At 61.8% G+C, this 16265-nt stretch carries 17 protein-coding genes; 15 read left to right on the top strand and 2 right to left on the bottom strand.

Annotated elements, in window-relative coordinates; translation table 11 throughout:
* Positions 1-2110, bottom strand: a 2110-nt coding sequence (gene rne, locus APH25_RS07470; protein ID WP_060481526.1) for a ribonuclease E, incomplete at its 3' end; no start/stop codon positions are given.
* 798 nt (positions 2111-2908) lie between these two features.
* On the opposite strand from rne, the gene rluC reads away from it, so the two are divergent.
* Genes rluC through APH25_RS07455 form a run of 3 tightly spaced genes read left to right on the top strand, consistent with a single transcriptional unit; the run spans position 2909 to position 5525 of the window.
* Complete coding sequence (gene rluC, locus APH25_RS07465) at positions 2909-3865, top strand: 23S rRNA pseudouridine(955/2504/2580) synthase RluC (protein WP_028633621.1); 957 nt, start codon at positions 2909-2911, stop codon at positions 3863-3865.
* Positions 3855-4529, top strand: coding sequence for an HAD family hydrolase (locus tag APH25_RS07460; protein WP_060481524.1), 675 nt, complete (start codon positions 3855-3857; stop codon positions 4527-4529). Before rluC ends, APH25_RS07460 begins: the two co-directional genes overlap by 11 nt.
* A 6-nt stretch (positions 4530-4535) precedes the next feature.
* Positions 4536-5525 carry a S49 family peptidase gene (locus APH25_RS07455; RefSeq protein ID WP_060481523.1) on the top strand — a complete coding sequence of 330 codons (990 nt, stop codon included), beginning with the start codon at positions 4536-4538 and terminating at the stop codon, positions 5523-5525.
* A gap of 89 nt (positions 5526-5614) precedes the next feature.
* Here APH25_RS07455 and APH25_RS07450 read toward each other — a convergent pair whose 3' ends face one another.
* On the bottom strand, positions 5615-6193 hold the full coding sequence (locus APH25_RS07450) for a nucleoside triphosphate pyrophosphatase (protein ID WP_060481522.1): 579 nt from the start codon (positions 6191-6193) through the stop codon (positions 5615-5617).
* Positions 6194-6288: 95 nt separating this feature from the next.
* Here APH25_RS07450 and APH25_RS24875 point away from each other — a divergent pair, with 95 nt between their 5' ends.
* The 12 genes from APH25_RS24875 to APH25_RS07390 all read left to right on the top strand — a co-directional run bounded on the left by APH25_RS24875 (position 6289) and on the right by APH25_RS07390 (position 16184).
* On the top strand, positions 6289-6816 hold the full coding sequence (locus tag APH25_RS24875) for a YceD family protein (protein ID WP_080667849.1): 528 nt from the start codon (positions 6289-6291) through the stop codon (positions 6814-6816).
* A gap of 13 nt (positions 6817-6829) precedes the next feature.
* Entirely contained in the window at positions 6830-7012 is a 183-nt protein-coding gene (rpmF, locus tag APH25_RS07440) for a 50S ribosomal protein L32 (protein ID WP_028633625.1), read from the top strand.
* A gap of 3 nt (positions 7013-7015) precedes the next feature.
* On the top strand, positions 7016-8026 hold the full coding sequence (gene plsX / locus APH25_RS07435; RefSeq protein ID WP_082428238.1) for a phosphate acyltransferase PlsX: 1011 nt from the start codon (positions 7016-7018) through the stop codon (positions 8024-8026).
* Between the two features lie 150 nt (positions 8027-8176).
* Positions 8177-9115, top strand: a complete 939-nt coding sequence (fabD, locus tag APH25_RS07430) for an ACP S-malonyltransferase (RefSeq protein ID WP_082428236.1) — start codon at positions 8177-8179, stop codon at positions 9113-9115.
* Positions 9116-9130: 15 nt separating this feature from the next.
* Complete coding sequence (gene fabG, locus APH25_RS07425; protein WP_028633628.1) at positions 9131-9871, top strand: 3-oxoacyl-ACP reductase FabG; 741 nt, start codon at positions 9131-9133, stop codon at positions 9869-9871.
* Between the two features lie 202 nt (positions 9872-10073).
* Positions 10074-10310, top strand: coding sequence for an acyl carrier protein (gene acpP, locus APH25_RS07420; protein ID WP_028633629.1), 237 nt, complete (start codon positions 10074-10076; stop codon positions 10308-10310).
* Between the two features lie 190 nt (positions 10311-10500).
* Positions 10501-11745, top strand: a complete 1245-nt coding sequence (gene fabF / locus APH25_RS07415; RefSeq protein ID WP_028633630.1) for a beta-ketoacyl-ACP synthase II — start codon at positions 10501-10503, stop codon at positions 11743-11745.
* The gene (gene pabC / locus APH25_RS07410; protein WP_060481519.1) at positions 11745-12560 is read left to right on the top strand and encodes an aminodeoxychorismate lyase; all 816 of its coding nucleotides are present in this window, start codon (positions 11745-11747) and stop codon (positions 12558-12560) included. The genes fabF and pabC overlap by 1 nt, the downstream gene beginning before the upstream one ends.
* A 4-nt stretch (positions 12561-12564) precedes the next feature.
* Entirely contained in the window at positions 12565-13752 is a 1188-nt protein-coding gene (mltG, locus tag APH25_RS07405; RefSeq protein ID WP_060481518.1) for an endolytic transglycosylase MltG, read from the top strand.
* 9 nt (positions 13753-13761) lie between these two features.
* Positions 13762-14394 (top strand): dTMP kinase, encoded by a 633-nt coding sequence (gene tmk, locus APH25_RS07400; protein WP_060481517.1) that lies wholly within the window; start codon positions 13762-13764, stop codon positions 14392-14394.
* A complete protein-coding gene (locus APH25_RS07395; RefSeq protein ID WP_060481516.1) occupies positions 14387-15373 on the top strand; it encodes a DNA polymerase III subunit delta' in 987 nt (328 codons plus the stop codon). Before tmk ends, APH25_RS07395 begins: the two co-directional genes overlap by 8 nt.
* A gap of 28 nt (positions 15374-15401) precedes the next feature.
* The gene (locus APH25_RS07390; RefSeq protein ID WP_060481515.1) at positions 15402-16184 is read left to right on the top strand and encodes a TatD family hydrolase; all 783 of its coding nucleotides are present in this window, start codon (positions 15402-15404) and stop codon (positions 16182-16184) included.
* The last annotated feature ends 81 nt before the right edge of the window (positions 16185-16265 follow it).

The following is a 16265-nucleotide window of genomic DNA, read 5'->3' as shown; positions in this document are numbered from 1 at the left end:
GTTCTTCGCGAGGGGCGCGTTCTTCACGTGGAGCACGTTCTTCGCGAGGGGCACGTTCTTCACGAGGAGCGCGCTCTTCAGTCGATGCAGGGGTAGCGTCAAGTGGCTCACGCAGCTCACGCACAGGGCGCTCGTCACGGTTGCCGCGACGTGGGCGATCTTCACGTGGAGCACGCTCCTCACGTGGAGCGCGTTCTTCGCGCGGTGCACGCTCTTCACGCGGCGCTCGTTCTTCACGCGGTGCACGCTCTTGACGCGGCTTGCGCTCTTCGTCGCGACGACCGTTACGGTTGCGACTCTGCTGACGACCGTTGCGGCGCTCTTCGTTGCGCTGTGGGCGCTCGGTAACAGGCTTCTCGGTGGCGGCCGGTGCAGCGACCGGTTCTTCCTTGGCGGCAAACAGGCTCACCAGCGACTTGACCAGACCTTTGAACAGGCTTGGCTCAGGCATGCTTGGTGCTGGCGCAGCGGCAACCGGAGCGGCCTCTTCTACAGCTGCCGGTACCGGAGCGTTGGTACGCGGTGGAGCAGTCTTGACCGCAGCTTCCTGGCGAACCAGGGTGCGGGTCGCGGCCTGCTGCGGCGCTTCCTCGGTTTCGGTGGTGGCGATTTCATAGCTTGACTGGTTGATCAGCACTTCCGGGTTGTCGTCGCGCAGGCGCTGGACTTCGAAGTGCGGGGTTTCCAGGTGGTCATTCGGCAGAATGATGATGCGAGCACGGGTGCGCATCTCGATCTTGGTGATCGAGTTGCGTTTCTCGTTGAGCAGGAACGCGGCAACCGGGATTGGCACCTGAGCGCGCACTTCGGCAGTGCGGTCTTTCAGGGCTTCTTCTTCGATCAGGCGCAGGATCGCCAGCGACAGCGACTCGACGTCACGGATGATGCCGGTGCCCGAGCAGCGTGGGCACACGATGCCGCTGCTTTCGCCCAGCGATGGGCGCAGGCGTTGGCGCGACATTTCCAGCAGGCCGAAGCGCGAGATGCGGCCAACCTGGACGCGAGCACGGTCGGCCTCGAGGCATTCACGCACACGCTCTTCGACCGCGCGCTGGTTTTTTGCCGGGGTCATGTCGATGAAGTCGATGACGATCAGGCCGCCGATATCACGCAGACGCAGTTGGCGGGCGATTTCTTCAGCCGCTTCCAGGTTGGTCTGCAGGGCGGTCTCTTCGATGTCGCTGCCTTTGGTGGCGCGTGCCGAGTTGATGTCGATGGACACCAGGGCCTCGGTAGGGTCGATCACGATCGAACCACCGGACGGCAGTTCGACCACGCGCTGGAAGGCGGTTTCGATCTGGCTTTCGATCTGGAAGCGGTTGAACAGTGGCACGCTGTCTTCGTACAGCTTCACCTTGCTGGCGTACTGCGGCATGACCTGGCGGATGAAGGTGAGGGCTTCTTCCTGGGCATCGATGCTGTCGATCAGCACTTCGCCGATATCCTGGCGCAGGTAGTCGCGGATGGCGCGGATGATGACGTTGCTTTCCTGGTAGATCAGGAACGGTGCTGCGCGGTCCAGGGACGCTTCCTTGATGGCGGTCCACAGCTGCAGCAGGTAGTCGAGGTCCCACTGCATTTCTTCGCTGCTGCGGCCCAGGCCCGCGGTGCGCACGATCAGGCCCATGTCACCGGGTACGGTCAAGCCGTTGAGGGCTTCACGCAGTTCGTTGCGCTCTTCGCCTTCGATGCGGCGGGAAATGCCGCCCGCACGCGGGTTGTTGGGCATCAGGACCAGATAGCGGCCGGCCAGGCTGATGAAGGTGGTGAGGGCTGCGCCCTTGTTGCCACGCTCTTCTTTTTCGACCTGGACGATGACTTCCTGGCCTTCGCTGAGCACTTCCTTGATGTTGACCCGGCCTTCAGGGGCCTTCTTGAAGTACTCGCGGGAGATTTCTTTCAGCGGCAGGAAGCCGTGACGTTCGGAGCCGAAGTCGACGAAAGCGGCTTCGAGGCTGGGTTCGATGCGGGTGATCTTGCCTTTGTAGATGTTGGCCTTTTTCTGTTCACGCGCGCCGGACTCGATGTCCAGGTCGTACAGACGTTGACCGTCCACCAGGGCTACACGCAACTCTTCGGGTTGAGTTGCGTTAATCAGCATTCTTTTCATGTTGTACCGTCGGTTTCCGGGCTGCCGGAAACGGCGTTCGGCACACACGACGTCTCATGGTCGGTGCCAAGGTGCGCAAAGGATGGCCGGGCCATCCCCGTGTCGAGCGGCGTTCGGCACCAGCCGGTTGCCCAGCCTGCCGTTGTCGCGACGACGCGTCCTGTTTGCTGCGGTGCCTACCCGGCCCCGGTGGCTTCGAATTGTTATCCGAATCAACCAAGCGGGCTTGGTGCACTCAGTCAGGAGGAGGAATCAACCGTCAGCCGTGGACGCCCGCAGGCGTCTGGTCAGGACCTTATCCGCTCACCCGCCATTGATTGAGGCGAGGGGCCGGACGCGGTGCTACACGGTCCGAGGGCTGTGCATCTCCACCCTGCACGTATCCCTGATAATTCGGGTGCTGCCGCGCGCTGAATCCGCAACGGGTTGCATTTTTCGCCATCTTCATAAGGGAAGCTGGCGCCATTCATGTCCAAGGCAGGTATTTCCGAAGCATTCGCCGTGCGTTGCGTGAAAGCGACGGGCGGGTAGAGGTGCAGCGAAAGAAGCGGGTAAGCAGGTGAAACACCGCACTTGTCGTTTTTTTCGGTCTTCTCTACGCAGCGCTGGTGGCGATTCCAGGCAATTCGGTAAACTGGCGAAAACCCCGTAGGACGGCCTCGCGTCCTGGAGAATTGCGAAGGTCAGGGACCGGCAAAAGAGCCTGGTGCCGCTGGCCTGCCGCTTATGGCGGCGTTCGCGACTATAGCAGCAATGATTAAGTGCTTCAATTCCATAAAAAATTGTTATGATCCCGCCATGACGACCAATACCCCTCCGACTTCCGGCGTTCAGCTGATCGAAGTCGCGCCGGAGCTTGCCGGCCAACGCATCGACAATTTCCTCATCACAGCGCTCAAGGGTGTGCCCAAGACGCTGGTTTACCGCATCCTGCGCAAGGGTGAAGTGCGGGTCAACAAAGGCCGTGTGAAGCCAGAGTACAAGATCCAGGCCGGTGACATCGTGCGGGTCCCGCCGGTTCGCCTGCCCGAGCGTGACGAGCCGGCGCCGGTGGCCCAGGGCCTGTTGCAGCGCCTGGAGGCGGCCATTGTCCATGAGGACAAGGCGCTGATCGTGATGAACAAGCCGGCTGGCATTGCCGTGCATGGCGGCAGCGGCCTGAGCTTCGGGGTGATCGAGGCGTTGCGCCAGTTGCGCCCCGATGCCAAGGAGCTGGAGCTGGTGCATCGCCTGGACCGCGATACCTCCGGCTTGCTGATGATCGCCAAGAAGCGCAGCATGCTGCGCCACCTGCACGCAGCGCTGCGCGGCGATGGTGTCGACAAGCGTTACATGGCTCTGGTGCGCGGCCATTGGCCCACGTCGAAGAAGCAGGTCAATGCGCCGCTGCTCAAGAGCAACCTGCGCTCTGGTGAGCGCATGGTCGAAGTCAACGATGAGGGCAAGGAGGCCTTGACCCTGTTCCGGGTGCTGCGCCGTTTCGGTGAGTTCGCGACCATTGTCGAGGCCAGGCCCATCACTGGCCGGACGCACCAGATTCGCGTGCACGCACTGCACGCCGGCCACATGATTGCCGGTGACAGCAAATATGGCGACGAAGACTTCAGCCGCGAAATTCGCGAACTGGGCGGCAAGCGGCTGTTCCTGCATGCCTACGCCCTGACCGTGCCGCTGCCCGATGGTGGCGAGCTCAAGCTGGAGGCGCCCGTGGACGAAGTGTGGGCCAAGACCGTGGAGCGTTTGAGTGCGCCGTGACTACCAGCTGTTGATTTTCGATTGGGACGGCACCCTGGCCGACTCCATCGGGCGTATTGTCGAGTCCATGAATGCCGCTGCTGCGCGTGCGGGTGAGGCGCCCAGCCCCGAGCAGTCGGTCAAGGGCATCATTGGCCTGTCGCTGGCCGAGGCCATCGAAACCCTGTACCCGCACCTGTCGCCGAGCCAGGTCGAGGTTTTCCGCCAGCACTATGCTGATATCTATATGGCGCTCGATCAGCAGCCTTCGCCGCTGTTCGAGGGCGTGCGGGAATCGCTGGAGGCCTTCCGTGCCCAGGGTTATCGTCTGGCGGTGGCCACGGGCAAGGCGCGCCGAGGGCTGGATAGAGTTTTGAAGGCCAACGGCTGGGAGCAGTTCTTCGATATCACTCGCGCGGCGGACGAAACCCGTGGCAAGCCTCATCCGCTGATGCTTGAACACATTTTGAGTCACTGTGGCGTGCCGCCAGAGCGCGCGCTGATGGTGGGTGACTCGGCGTTCGATTTGCAGATGGCCAGCAATGCGGGCATGCATTCGGTCGCGGTGGGCTATGGTGCCATGTCGCTGCAGGCCTTGGTCGAGTTTGGCCCGCAGCTGTGCATCGATCACTTTTCCCAGTTGCGCCAGTGGCTGGCCGGTAATCCAACTTCACTTCCAAGGTAGGTAAGCATGGCAGACGAATGGAAGGCGCCCGAGGCGGAGCCTGAGGAGCGCGAAGAGCGCAAGAGCTGGAAGCTGCTGGAGAAAACCCTGCTGGCCAGTGTCCAGGAGCAGCGCAGGTCGCGGCGCTGGGGGATTTTCTTCAAGCTGCTGACCTTCGTCTACCTGTTCGGCATTCTGGTGCTGTTCTCGCCCCTGATGGATATCGACAAGGCTGCCTCGCGCAGCGCCAGCCATACGGCGTTGGTCGAGGTGCGCGGGGTCATTGCGGACCAAGAGGCGGCCAGTGCCGACAACATCGTCAAGAGCCTGCGCGAGGCGTTCAAGGACAGCAAGACCAAAGCGGTGGTGATGCGCATCAACAGCCCCGGTGGCAGCCCGGTACAGGCAGGCTACGTGTATGACGAAATTCGTCGTCTGCGCGCCGAATACCCGGCTATCAAGCTGTATGCGGTGATCACCGACCTGGGCGCCTCCGGTGCCTATTACATCGCCAGCGCCGCGGATGAAATCTATGCCGACAAGGCCAGCCTGGTTGGCTCCATCGGTGTCACTGCCGCGGGCTACGGGTTTGTAGGCACCATGGAGAAGCTGGGTGTTGAGCGGCGAGCCTACACCTCGGGCGAGCACAAGGCGTTTCTCGACCCGTTCTCGCCACAGAAGCCTGAAGAAACCCGCTTCTGGCAAGGCGTGCTGGATACCACCCACCAGCAGTTCATCGCCATGGTCAAGCAAGGGCGCGGCGAGCGGCTGAAGGATAAGGAGCACCCTGAGCTGTTCAGCGGCCTGGTGTGGTCGGGTGAGCAGGCCAAGGCCCTGGGGCTGGTGGACGGGCTAGGCAGCGCCAGTTACGTGGCGCGCGAAATCGTGGGCGAGAAAGAGCTGGTGGATTTCACCGTCCAGGAGTCCCCGTTCGACCGCTTCTCCAAGCGCATGGGGGCCAGTGTGGCTGAGCACCTAGCGATGTGGATGGGCTTCCAGGGGCCGCAGTTGCGCTAAGGGCCTGTCGCGCGTTTTGCGGTGCTTGTGAGATCGAGCGCCGCTAGCGCGAGGCTCGATTCACTGGCGCCAAAAAAACTCAAGGCGGCCTACGGCACCACCACCCCTTCCTCGGTCAGCATATCCACCAGCCGAATCAGCGGCAGCCCGATCAGGCTGGTCGCATCGCACCCGTGTGTGCTCTGGAACAAGCTCACCCCCAGCCCCTCCGCCTTGAAGCTCCCGGCGCAATCGAGTGGCTGTTCCGCTGCGACATAGCGCTCCACCCGTTCCCTGTTGAATTCGCGCAGCGTCACCGTAAACGGCACGCAGTCCACCTGGCAGTGCCCGGTCGCGCTATTGAGCACTGCCAGCCCGGTGAGAAAGCTCACCTGCTGCCCGCTGCACGCCAGCAGCTGCTCGCAAGCCCGTTCGAAGGTATGTGGCTTGCCCAGCACCTGCTCGCCCAGTACTGCAACCTGGTCTGAGCCAATGATCAGGTGCGCGGGGTGGCTGCCTGCCAATGCTTCGGCCTTTTGCCTGGCCAGCCGGCGCACCAGTTCCACGGCGGGTTCGTTATCCCGTTGTTGCTCGTCTATATCGGGGCTTGCCCAAGTGAACGGCAGGCGCAGGCGTGCCAGTAATTCGCGGCGATAGGCAGAGCTGGACGCCAGTAACAGAGGAAGCATGGTAGACTCCTGAATCGGTTGAACAAATTCTATCACGCACGATGCCGCCAATTTCCTTTGACAGGGGCGGGGGGCATCCCTAGAATGCTGCGCCTATGTTGAATGACCCGATTCCACCTCACGTTGACCCGCGCAAATTAGCCGATCGTGGTGTAACCCTTACCGGTTCACTGCAACTCGCTGATTTGGAAAGACTCTGCGACCCGCTTTCCGACAATGTCGGTACGGTGCAGGCGAAGTTCGATTTTGAACGAGATGAACAGCACGTGGTGGTTATCCACAGTGCGCTGGACGTCGAAGTCAAGATGGTTTGCCAGCGTTGTCTTGAGCTGGTCACCCTGCCGATCCACAGCGAATGTACGTACGCCGTGGTGAAGGAGGGTGCGAATACCCAGTCGTTGCCGAAAGGCTATGACGTGCTGGAACTGGGCGAAGATCCTTTGGATCTGCAGGCGTTGGTCGAGGAAGAGCTTTTGCTCGCCTTGCCCATCGTGCCTGCTCATCATCCGGAAGAATGCCAGCAGCCGGCGGGCGCAGACGAGCCCGATTCGAGCAAGGACGAGGTATCGCGGTCCAACCCGTTCAGTGTTTTGGCGCAGTTAAAGCGTGACCCAAACGTTTAGGAGTTAATCAATTATGGCTGTTCAGCAGAACAAAAAATCCCGCTCTGCCCGTGACATGCGTCGTTCGCACGATGCCCTGTCGGAAAACGCACTGTCGGTAGAGAAGTCCACCGGTGAAGTCCACCTGCGCCACCACGTTTCGCCAGAAGGCGTATACCGTGGTCGCAAAGTGGTCGACAAGGGCGCTGACGAGTAATCCTTGTCCGCTCAGATCATCGCGATCGACGCAATGGGCGGGGACTTCGGTCCCCGCAGCATTGTCCAGGCTAGCATTGCCTGCCTTTCTGCAAACCCCTCGCTGCACCTGACCCTCGTTGGTCAACCCTCTCTCCTGGAAGAACTCATCAGTGGCATCTCGGCTGCCGATCGCTTGCGCCTGCACATTGCGCCTGCCAGCGAGGTGGTCGGCATGGATGAGCGTCCATCCCAGGTGTTGCGTGGCAAGCCAGACTCATCGATGCGCGTGGCGCTCGAACTGGTCCGCGATGGCAAGGCGCAAGCGTGCGTCAGTGCCGGCAATACCGGGGCGTTGATGGCGCTGTCCCGATTCGTGCTCAAGACGCTGCCAGGTATTGATCGCCCGGCGATGGTGGCGGCGCTGCCTACGCGTACCGGGTTCTGTCAGTTGCTCGACCTGGGCGCCAACGTTGACTGCACCGCCGAGCATCTCTATCAGTTTGCCGTCATGGGTTCGGTTGCCGCCCAAGCGCAGGGCGTGCAGCGCCCTCGGGTTGGCTTGTTGAACGTGGGTACCGAAGAGATCAAGGGCAACCAGCAGGTCAAACTGGCTGCCAGCCTGTTGCAGAACGCCCGCGGGCTTAACTACGTGGGCTTCGTCGAAGGCGACGGGTTGTACCAGGGTGTCGCTGATGTAGTGGTGTGTGACGGCTTTGTTGGCAACATCCTGCTCAAGTCCAGCGAAGGGCTGGCAAGCATGATTGGCGAACGCGTCGAGCAGGTGTTCCGGCGCGGCATGTTGTCGCGTCTGGCCGGTTTGGTGGCCATGCCACTGCTCAAGCGCCTGCAGGCAGACCTGGCCCCTGCGCGCCACAACGGTGCCAGTTTCCTGGGCTTGCAGGGCATCGTCATCAAGAGCCACGGCTCGGCGGGTGTACAGGGGTTGCAGAGCGCCATCGAGCGGGCGTTGATCGAGATCCGACAAGACCTGCCGCAGCGGCTGCATGGGCGCCTGGAGGATTTGCTGCTGTAGCGTCGACCCAGCGAAGGCCTTAGGCATATCGGCGATGAAATGCTTAAATGTGACCGCTTGGTCTGTATTTCCATCCAAGTTTTCAGATTCTGCGCCGGGCCTAAGGCCTGTCGCACCCTATCCGACGACAAGATCATAAGGGCTTGTTCAATGTCTGCATCTCTCGCATTCGTCTTTCCCGGTCAAGGTTCCCAGTCGCTGGGCATGCTCGCCGAGCTCGGCGCCGAGAAGCCGGTGATCATCGAAACCTTCAAGGAAGCGTCCGAAGCACTGGGCTATGACTTGTGGAAGCTGGTTCAGGAAGGCCCGGAAGAGCAACTCAACCAGACCGACAAGACTCAGCCGGCCATCCTCGCCGCCTCTATCGCGCTGTGGCGCCTGTGGCTGGAAGAGGGGGGTGCCAAGCCGGCGTTCGTCTCTGGTCATAGCCTGGGTGAGTACAGCGCCCTGGTAGCGGCTGGCAGTATCACTTTGAAAGACGCCGTCCGCCTGGTCGAGCGCCGCGGCCAGCTGATGCAGGAAGCCGTGCCTGCCGGCCACGGTGCCATGGCAGCCATTCTGGGGCTGGATGATGCCGTTGTGGTGCAGCTTTGTGCCGAGGCGGCCGAGGATGAAGTGGTCAGTGCTGTCAACTTCAACTCCCCGGGCCAGGTCGTCATTGCTGGCAACAAGGCTGCCGTGGATCGTGCCATGGAACTGTGCAAGGCCAAAGGTGCCAAGCGTGCCTTGCCGCTGGCCGTCAGTGTGCCTTCCCACTGTGCCTTGATGAAGCCTGCTGCCGAGCGCTTTGCCGAGGCGGTCAATGCCATCGACTGGCAAGCGCCGCAGATCCCCGTGGTGCAGAACGTCACTGCCGCCGTTGCGCCAGGCCTCGAAGCCCTCAAGCAGGACCTGCTGGCACAGTTGTATCAGCCCGTGCGCTGGGTGGAGTGCGTACAGGCGTTGGCTGCCAATGGCGCGGTCAACCTGGTCGAGTGCGGCCCTGGCAAGGTGTTGGCTGGGCTTAACAAGCGTTGCGCCGATGGCGTGAGCACTTACAACCTCAATACCCCCGACGCTGTCGCCGCCACCCGCGCGGCGCTGGCCTGAACTGGAGAAACTTGCATGAGCCTGCAAGGTAAAGTTGCACTGGTCACTGGTGCCAGCCGTGGCATCGGCCAGGCGATCGCCCTGGAACTCGGCCGCCAGGGTGCCATCGTGATTGGCACCGCTACATCGGCCTCCGGTGCCGAGCGTATTGCCGCCACCCTGAAAGAGCACGGCGTGGCCGGTACCGGCATGGAGCTGAACGTGACCAGCGCAGAGTCCGTCGAGACCGTGCTGGCCGCCATTGGCGAGCAGTTCGGGGCGCCGGCGATCCTGGTCAACAATGCTGGCATCACCCGGGACAACCTGATGCTGCGCATGAAGGACGACGAGTGGTTCGATGTGATCGACACCAACCTCAACAGCCTGTACCGCCTGTCCAAGGGCGTGTTGCGTGGTATGACCAAGGCCCGTTGGGGCCGTATCATCAGCATCGGCTCGGTGGTCGGTGCCATGGGTAACGCCGGGCAGGCCAACTACGCTGCTGCCAAGGCTGGCCTGGAAGGTTTCAGCCGCGCCCTGGCGCGTGAAGTGGGTTCGCGGGGCATTACCGTCAATTCGGTAACCCCGGGCTTCATCGATACAGACATGACGCGCGAGCTTCCGGAGGCCCAGCGTCAGGCCCTGCAGACCCAGATTCCGCTGGGTCGCCTGGGTCAGGCAGACGAAATCGCCAAGGTGGTTTCGTTCCTGGCGTCGGAGGGTGCAGCCTATGTGACCGGTGCTACCGTGCCGGTCAACGGCGGCATGTACATGTAATATCGCAACTCAATGTGACGGATTCAGTAAAAAAAGAGTCATACTGCGAGCCTAAAATCCGTTATAAAGCTGCAATCAGATTCCGGGCGGCGGGTGCGGTGCTGAAGGGAGAGGCGCGTTTAGCTTGAAAAGCAGGCGTTCTTCTATAAAATTAGCCACCGGCCAGCTGCCTGACATATATCCATTAGGAGTAAACCTAGGTATGAGCAACATCGAAGAACGCGTCAAGAAAATCGTCGCCGAGCAACTGGGCGTCAAGCAAGAAGAAGTGACTAACGAGAAGTCCTTCGTCGATGACCTGGGTGCCGATTCGCTTGACACCGTTGAGCTGGTGATGGCTCTGGAAGAGGAATTCGAGACCGAAATCCCTGACGAAGAAGCCGAGAAGATCACTACCGTTCAAGCTGCTATCGACTACGTCAACGCCCACCAGGCCTAAGACGCTGCAGTCGACGCTTCTTGTCGGGAAAAACCGCACTGCCTTTGCCGGCGTGCGGTTTTTTCTTTGCAAGCGTCCCGTTTCAAACGATGGGGTGTCCGGCCCCGGGCATCGAGAGCTTGTTGCCATTTCATTTCCATTGCGTTGAATGCAATGGCAAGAAACTCTGTCATTAGAAAAGGAGAGTACTGTGTCGCGTAGACGCGTCGTGGTCACCGGTATGGGCATGCTGTCGCCACTGGGTACCGATGTACCGAGCACATGGCAGGGCATTCTGGCTGGCCGTAGTGGCATCGGTCCGATCGAACACACGGACCTTTCTGCCTACTCCACCCGTTTTGGCGGCTCGGTCAAAGGCTTCGAGGTCGAGCAATACCTGTCGGCCAAAGAGGCCCGCAAGCTTGACCTGTTCATCCAGTACGGCCTGGCCGCAGGCTTCCAGGCCGTGCGCAATGCCGGCCTTGAAGTGACCGACGCCAACCGTGAGCGCATTGGCGTTGCCATGGGTTCTGGTATTGGCGGGCTGACCAACATCGAAGAAACCAGCCGCACGCTGCACGATTCCGGGCCACGGCGCATTTCGCCGTTCTTCGTGCCGGGCTCGATCATCAACATGATCTCGGGCTTCCTGTCGATTCACCTGGGTTTACAGGGGCCGAACTACGCCATCGCCACCGCTTGCACCACCGGCACTCATTGCATTGGCATGGCGGCGCGCAACATTGCTTACGGTGAAGCGGATGTGATGATCGCCGGCGGTGCTGAAATGGCCGCCTGCGGCCTCGGTATGGGCGGTTTCGGCGCTTCGCGTGCGCTTTCTACGCGCAACGACGAGCCGAGCCGCGCAAGCCGCCCCTGGGATAAGGGCCGTGATGGCTTCGTACTGTCCGATGGCGCTGGCGCATTGGTGCTGGAGGAACTCGAGCACGCCCAGGCCCGTGGTGCCACCATCTACGCAGAGCTGGTGGGTTTTGGCATGAGTGGCGACGCCTACCACATGACCTCGCCGCCTGAAACCGGCGAAGGCGCTGCACGGTGCATGGCCAACGCCCTGCGCGATGCCGGTGTTGAACCGCACGAGGTCAGCTACATCAATGCCCACGGCACCTCGACCCCAGCAGGCGACCTGGCCGAAGTGTCGGCGATCAAACGTGTATTTGGCGAGCATGCCTACAAACTGGCCGTGAGCTCGACCAAGTCGATGACGGGCCATCTGTTGGGTGCAGCAGGTGCGGTTGAAGCGATCTTCAGCGTGCTGGCCATCAACAGCCAGATGGCTCCGCCAACCATCAACCTCGACGAGCCGGACGAAGGATGTGACCTGGACTTCGTGCCGCACCAGGCGCGCAGCATGCCGATCGACGTGGTGCTGTCCAACTCCTTCGGTTTTGGTGGCACCAATGGCTCCCTGGTGTTCCGCCGGTTTGCCGGCTGATGCACAGTTGGGTAGATGGCCAACCCCAGGCTGCGGTTAACCTGCAGAACCGGGGCCTGGCCTACGGCGATGGTGTGTTTGAAACCATCGCCGTGCGTCACGGCCGGCCCAGCCTGCTGGGCGAGCACATGGCGCGTTTGGCCTTGGGGTGTCAACGCCTGTCCATCCCGGTGGATGTGGCACTGGTCGCCGATGAGCTTCAACGCTTTGCCAGCCAGCTAGGGGAAGGCGTCGCCAAACTGATCCTCACCCGTGGCGACAGCCAGCGTGGCTACGCGCCCGTGGCGGATGCGCCAGCCCGGCGTATCCTGCAAGCCAGCGCACTGCCGGCCTATCCCCAGTCCTACGGCGATCAGGGCGTGCGCCTTTTTCTCTGCCAGACGCGGCTTGGGGAACAACCCTTGCTGGCAGGCCTCAAACACCTCAACCGCCTGGAGCAGGTGCTGGCCCGTGCCGAGTGGCAGGGCAGTGAACATGCAGAAGGCCTGATGTGTGATGGGCATGACCGGATCATCGAAGGGGTGTACAGCAACCTGTTTCTGGTGCGCGACGGTACGCTGCTCACTGCTGACCTGCAGCGCTGCGGCGTGGCAGGGGTAATGCGCGCCGCGTTGTTGCAGCAGGCCCCACTGCTCGGCATCCCCTCACACGTGCGTGACCTGCCGTACCCTGAGCTTGAGCAAGCCGACGAAGTATTTGTTTGCAACAGCGTGTACGGCATATGGCCCGTGCGCAGTGCAGGCGAGCTAAACTGGTCGCCTGGCCCGCTCACGCGTAAATTGCAGGCTGTCGCCCGTACGTTACTGGAAACCTGAATTCGTGAGACGTAAATTCCTGCTGCTGCTGGAAATGGGCTTGATCATTGCCGGCCTTGCGCTTGGCTGGTCGGCCTGGAAGGTTCACGCTGTGCTGGACCAGCCCCTGCACGTGGAGCAGGAGCGCCTGCTGGACGTGCCCAACGGTGCTACCCCCAACCGCATGTTCTACCGCATGCAGCAGGAGGGCCTGCTGGATGACGCTCTATGGCTGCGCCTGTACTGGCGGTTCAACATGGCCGGCGTGCCGTTGCATACCGGGGAGTACCGGCTTACCCCAGGCATGACCGTGGAGCAGCTGTTCGATGCCTGGCGGCGCGGTGATGTGGTGCAGTACAACCTTACCTTGGTGGAGGGCTGGACATTCCGCCAGGTGCGCACGGCTGTCGCCAGGCACGAGAAGATCAAGCAGACCCTGGACGGGCTATCGGATGCAGAGGTCATGGACAAGCTGGGTCACACCGGTGTGTTCCCTGAGGGCCGCTTCTTCCCCGATACCTACCGGTTCGTGCGCGGCATGACCGATGTCGAGCTGCTGCAGCAGGCCTACATGCGCCTGGAAGAAGTTCTGGCTAAAGAGTGGGCCGAGCGTACGCGTGACCTGCCATACCGTGACCCCTACCAGGCGCTGATCATGGCATCGCTGGTGGAAAAGGAAACCGGTATTCCCCAGGAGCGTGGGCAGATTGCCGGCGTGTTCGTGCGGCGTCTGCGCCTGGGCATGATGTTGCAGACCGACCCCACGGTGATCTACGGCATGGGCGAACGCTACAACGGCAGAATTACCCGTGCCGACCTGCGTGAGCCTACGCCCTACAACACCTATACCATCACAGGGCTGCCACCCACGCCCATCGCCATGGTGGGGCGCGAAGCCATCCATGCCGCGCTTAACCCGGCGGATGGCACCAGCCTGTATTTCGTTGCGCGTGGTGATGGCAGCCATGTGTTTTCCGATGATCTGGACGACCATAACTCGGCCGTGCGCGAGTTCCAGATAAAGCGGCGGGCGGACTACCGCTCCAGCCCCGCACCTCAGACAACCCAGCCGGGTGGCGAAGCCGCCGCCCAGCCTCAGGCAGACAGCACCGGCCAGCCCGCTGAGCCGTCGCCACCCGCTGAGCCGGCCGACAATGGCAGCGCCAGCGATGCGCCGGCCACCGCGCCGACGACGCCTGAGGTAAAACATTAAGGACTGCCCGTGACCGGCTTGTTTATTACTCTGGAAGGCCCCGAAGGCGCAGGCAAGAGCACTAACCGTGACTACCTCGCTGCGCGCCTGCGCGAGCAGGGGCTGGATGTGGTGTTGACCCGTGAACCCGGCGGCACGCCATTGGCCGAAAAAATCAGGGAGCTGCTGCTGGCCCCCAGTGACGAGGCGATGGCTGCCGACACCGAGCTCCTGCTGGTATTCGCCGCCCGTGCCCAGCACTTGGCGCAGGTGATACGGCCAGCGCTGGCGCGGGGTGCGGTTGTACTGTGTGACCGCTTTACCGATGCCACCTACGCTTACCAAGGCGGTGGTCGCGGCTTGTCGGTTGCGCGTATCGCCACCCTCGAGCAGTTCGTGCAAGGGGACTTGCGTCCTGATTTGACCCTGATCTTCGACTTGCCGGTCGAAGTTGGCTTGGCCCGAGCGGCGGCCCGCGGCCGCCTGGACCGTTTCGAACAGGAAGGGCAGGCCTTCTTCGAAGCGGTGCGCCATGCTTATCTGCAACGGGCCGAGCGAGAGCCCCACCGTTATAGCCGTCTGGATGCCGCGCAGTCGCTTGACGCAGTCCAGCGGGCCATCGACGGGCTGGTGCCTGGTATCGTGGAACGCTGCCGTGGCTGATGGCTACCCATGGCAACAGGCGCTGTGGGAGCAACTTGCCGGTCGCGCCCAGCACGCCCATGCTTACTTGCTGCACGGCCCGCAAGGCACCGGCAAACGGGCGTTGGCCGAGCGCCTGATGGCACGGTTGCTGTGTCAGCAGCCTCAGGGTACGGAGGCGTGCGGCACCTGCAAGTCGTGCCATTTGCTCAAGGCCGGTAGCCACCCGGATAACTTCATCTTGGAGCCCGAAGAGCTCGACAAACCGATCAAGGTTGACCAGGTGCGCGAGTTGGTCGCCTTCGTGGTGCAGACGGCGCAACTGGGTGGTCGCAAGGTAGTGCTGATTGAGCCGGTCGAGGCCATGAACGTCAACGCCTCGAACGCCTTGCTCAAAAGCCTGGAGGAGCCCTCGGGCGATACCGTCCTGCTGCTGGTGACACACCAACCGAGCCGCCTTCTGCCTACCATCAAAAGCCGGTGCCAGCAGGTGGCGTGCCCGCAGCCCAGCCAAGCCCAGAGTCAGGCTTGGCTGGCCGGAGCCTTGCCAGGCAGCGGTGAAAGTGAGCGCGCGGAGCTGTTGGCGTTGGCCGCAGGTTCGCCACTGCTTGCAGTCAGCCTGCAGGCCCAGGGCGTTCGAGAGCAGCGCGCGCTGGTTGCCGACGGGGTGAAGAAGTTGCTTAAACAGCAGGTTTCCCCCAGCCAACTGGCGGAGGCGTGGAACGGCGTGCCGCTGCTGCTGTTGTTCGACTGGTTCTGCGATTGGGCGCACCTGATCTTGCGCTACCAATTGACCCAGGACGAGGATGGGCTAGGGTTGGCCGACATGCGCAAGGTGGTGCAATACCTGGCCCAGAAAAGTCGGCCGGCCAAGGTGCTTGAGGTTCAGATATGGACTTTGGAGCAGCGCCAGAAGGTGCTTGGCAAGGCCAACTTGAACCGCGTTCTGTTGCTCGAATCGCTGCTGGCCCACTGGTTGCAGTTGCCAAGTGCCCGCTGATTTTCATTCATTTTTGTGTGCGTAGCCCATGCTAGTAGATTCCCATTGCCATCTGGATCGTCTGGACCTCACTGCTCACCAGGGCTCGCTTGATGCGGCGTTGGAGGCGGCACGTGGTCGGGGCGTAGGCCATTTTCTGTGCATCGGCGTGAGCGCCGAAAATGCCGGCGCGGTGAAAGCGCTCACCGAGCGGTACGCTGATGTGGATTGCTCGGTAGGCGTGCATCCACTAGACCTGGCGCCGGGCGAAACCCCTGCGCTGGAGTGGTTGCTGCATGAGTTGTCGCATCCTCATGTGGTGGCAATCGGTGAAACCGGTCTGGATTACCACTACGAGCCTGAAGCTGCCGAGCTTCAGCAGGCGTCTTTCCGCTTGCACCTGGAAGCCTCGCGGCAGACGGGCAAGCCGGTGATCGTGCATACCCGGGCGGCACGGGCTGATACGTTGGCGCTTTTGCGCGAAGCAAGCCTGCCTCAGGCGGGCGTGCTGCACTGCTTTACTGAAGATTGGGAAATGGCCAAGGCAGCGCTGGACCTTGGTTATTACATCTCGTTGTCGGGCATCGTCACCTTCCGCAATGCCGAAGCATTGCGGGAAGTGGCCAGGCAGGTGCCTGCTGATCGCCTTCTGGTGGAAACCGATGCGCCGTACCTTGCGCCAATTCCCCATCGTGGCAAACCGAACCTCCCGCAGTATGTGCGTGAAGTTGCAGAGTATGTAGCTTCGCTGCGGGGTGCCAGTTACGAGCAGTTGGCCGAACAGACAACCACCAACTTCAAACGCCTGTTCCCACTGGCAAGGGTCGCCTGAAGCAGTCGATTAACTTTCGTTGCTGTTGCTGTTGCTGTTGCTGTTGCTGTGCTGTTGCTTCTAAGTGCGCGATAGTCCAGG

It is taken from the genome of Pseudomonas sp. NBRC 111119, assembly GCF_001320125.1.
In the GTDB taxonomy this organism is placed as follows: domain Bacteria; phylum Pseudomonadota; class Gammaproteobacteria; order Pseudomonadales; family Pseudomonadaceae; genus Aquipseudomonas; species Aquipseudomonas parafulva.
The sequence above is the reverse complement of the archived record's forward strand: the minus strand, read 5'-3'. Positions and strand labels throughout refer to the sequence as shown.

Excerpts from the sequence above, each read along its gene's own strand:
- rluC (WP_028633621.1), top strand. The coding sequence starts at position 2,909 with ATGACGACCAATACCCCTCCGACTTCCGGCGTTCAGCTGATCGAAGTC.
- APH25_RS07455 (WP_060481523.1), top strand. The coding sequence starts at position 4,536 with ATGGCAGACGAATGGAAGGCGCCCGAGGCGGAGCCTGAGGAGCGCGAA.
- APH25_RS07450 (WP_060481522.1), bottom strand. The coding sequence starts at position 6,193 with ATGCTTCCTCTGTTACTGGCGTCCAGCTCTGCCTATCGCCGCGAATTA.
- APH25_RS24875 (WP_080667849.1), top strand. The coding sequence starts at position 6,289 with ATGTTGAATGACCCGATTCCACCTCACGTTGACCCGCGCAAATTAGCC.
- rpmF (WP_028633625.1), top strand. The coding sequence starts at position 6,830 with ATGGCTGTTCAGCAGAACAAAAAATCCCGCTCTGCCCGTGACATGCGT.
- fabD (WP_082428236.1), top strand. The coding sequence starts at position 8,177 with ATGTCTGCATCTCTCGCATTCGTCTTTCCCGGTCAAGGTTCCCAGTCG.
- fabG (WP_028633628.1), top strand. The coding sequence starts at position 9,131 with ATGAGCCTGCAAGGTAAAGTTGCACTGGTCACTGGTGCCAGCCGTGGC.
- acpP (WP_028633629.1), top strand. The coding sequence starts at position 10,074 with ATGAGCAACATCGAAGAACGCGTCAAGAAAATCGTCGCCGAGCAACTG.
- pabC (WP_060481519.1), top strand. The coding sequence starts at position 11,745 with ATGCACAGTTGGGTAGATGGCCAACCCCAGGCTGCGGTTAACCTGCAG.
- APH25_RS07390 (WP_060481515.1), top strand. The coding sequence starts at position 15,402 with ATGCTAGTAGATTCCCATTGCCATCTGGATCGTCTGGACCTCACTGCT.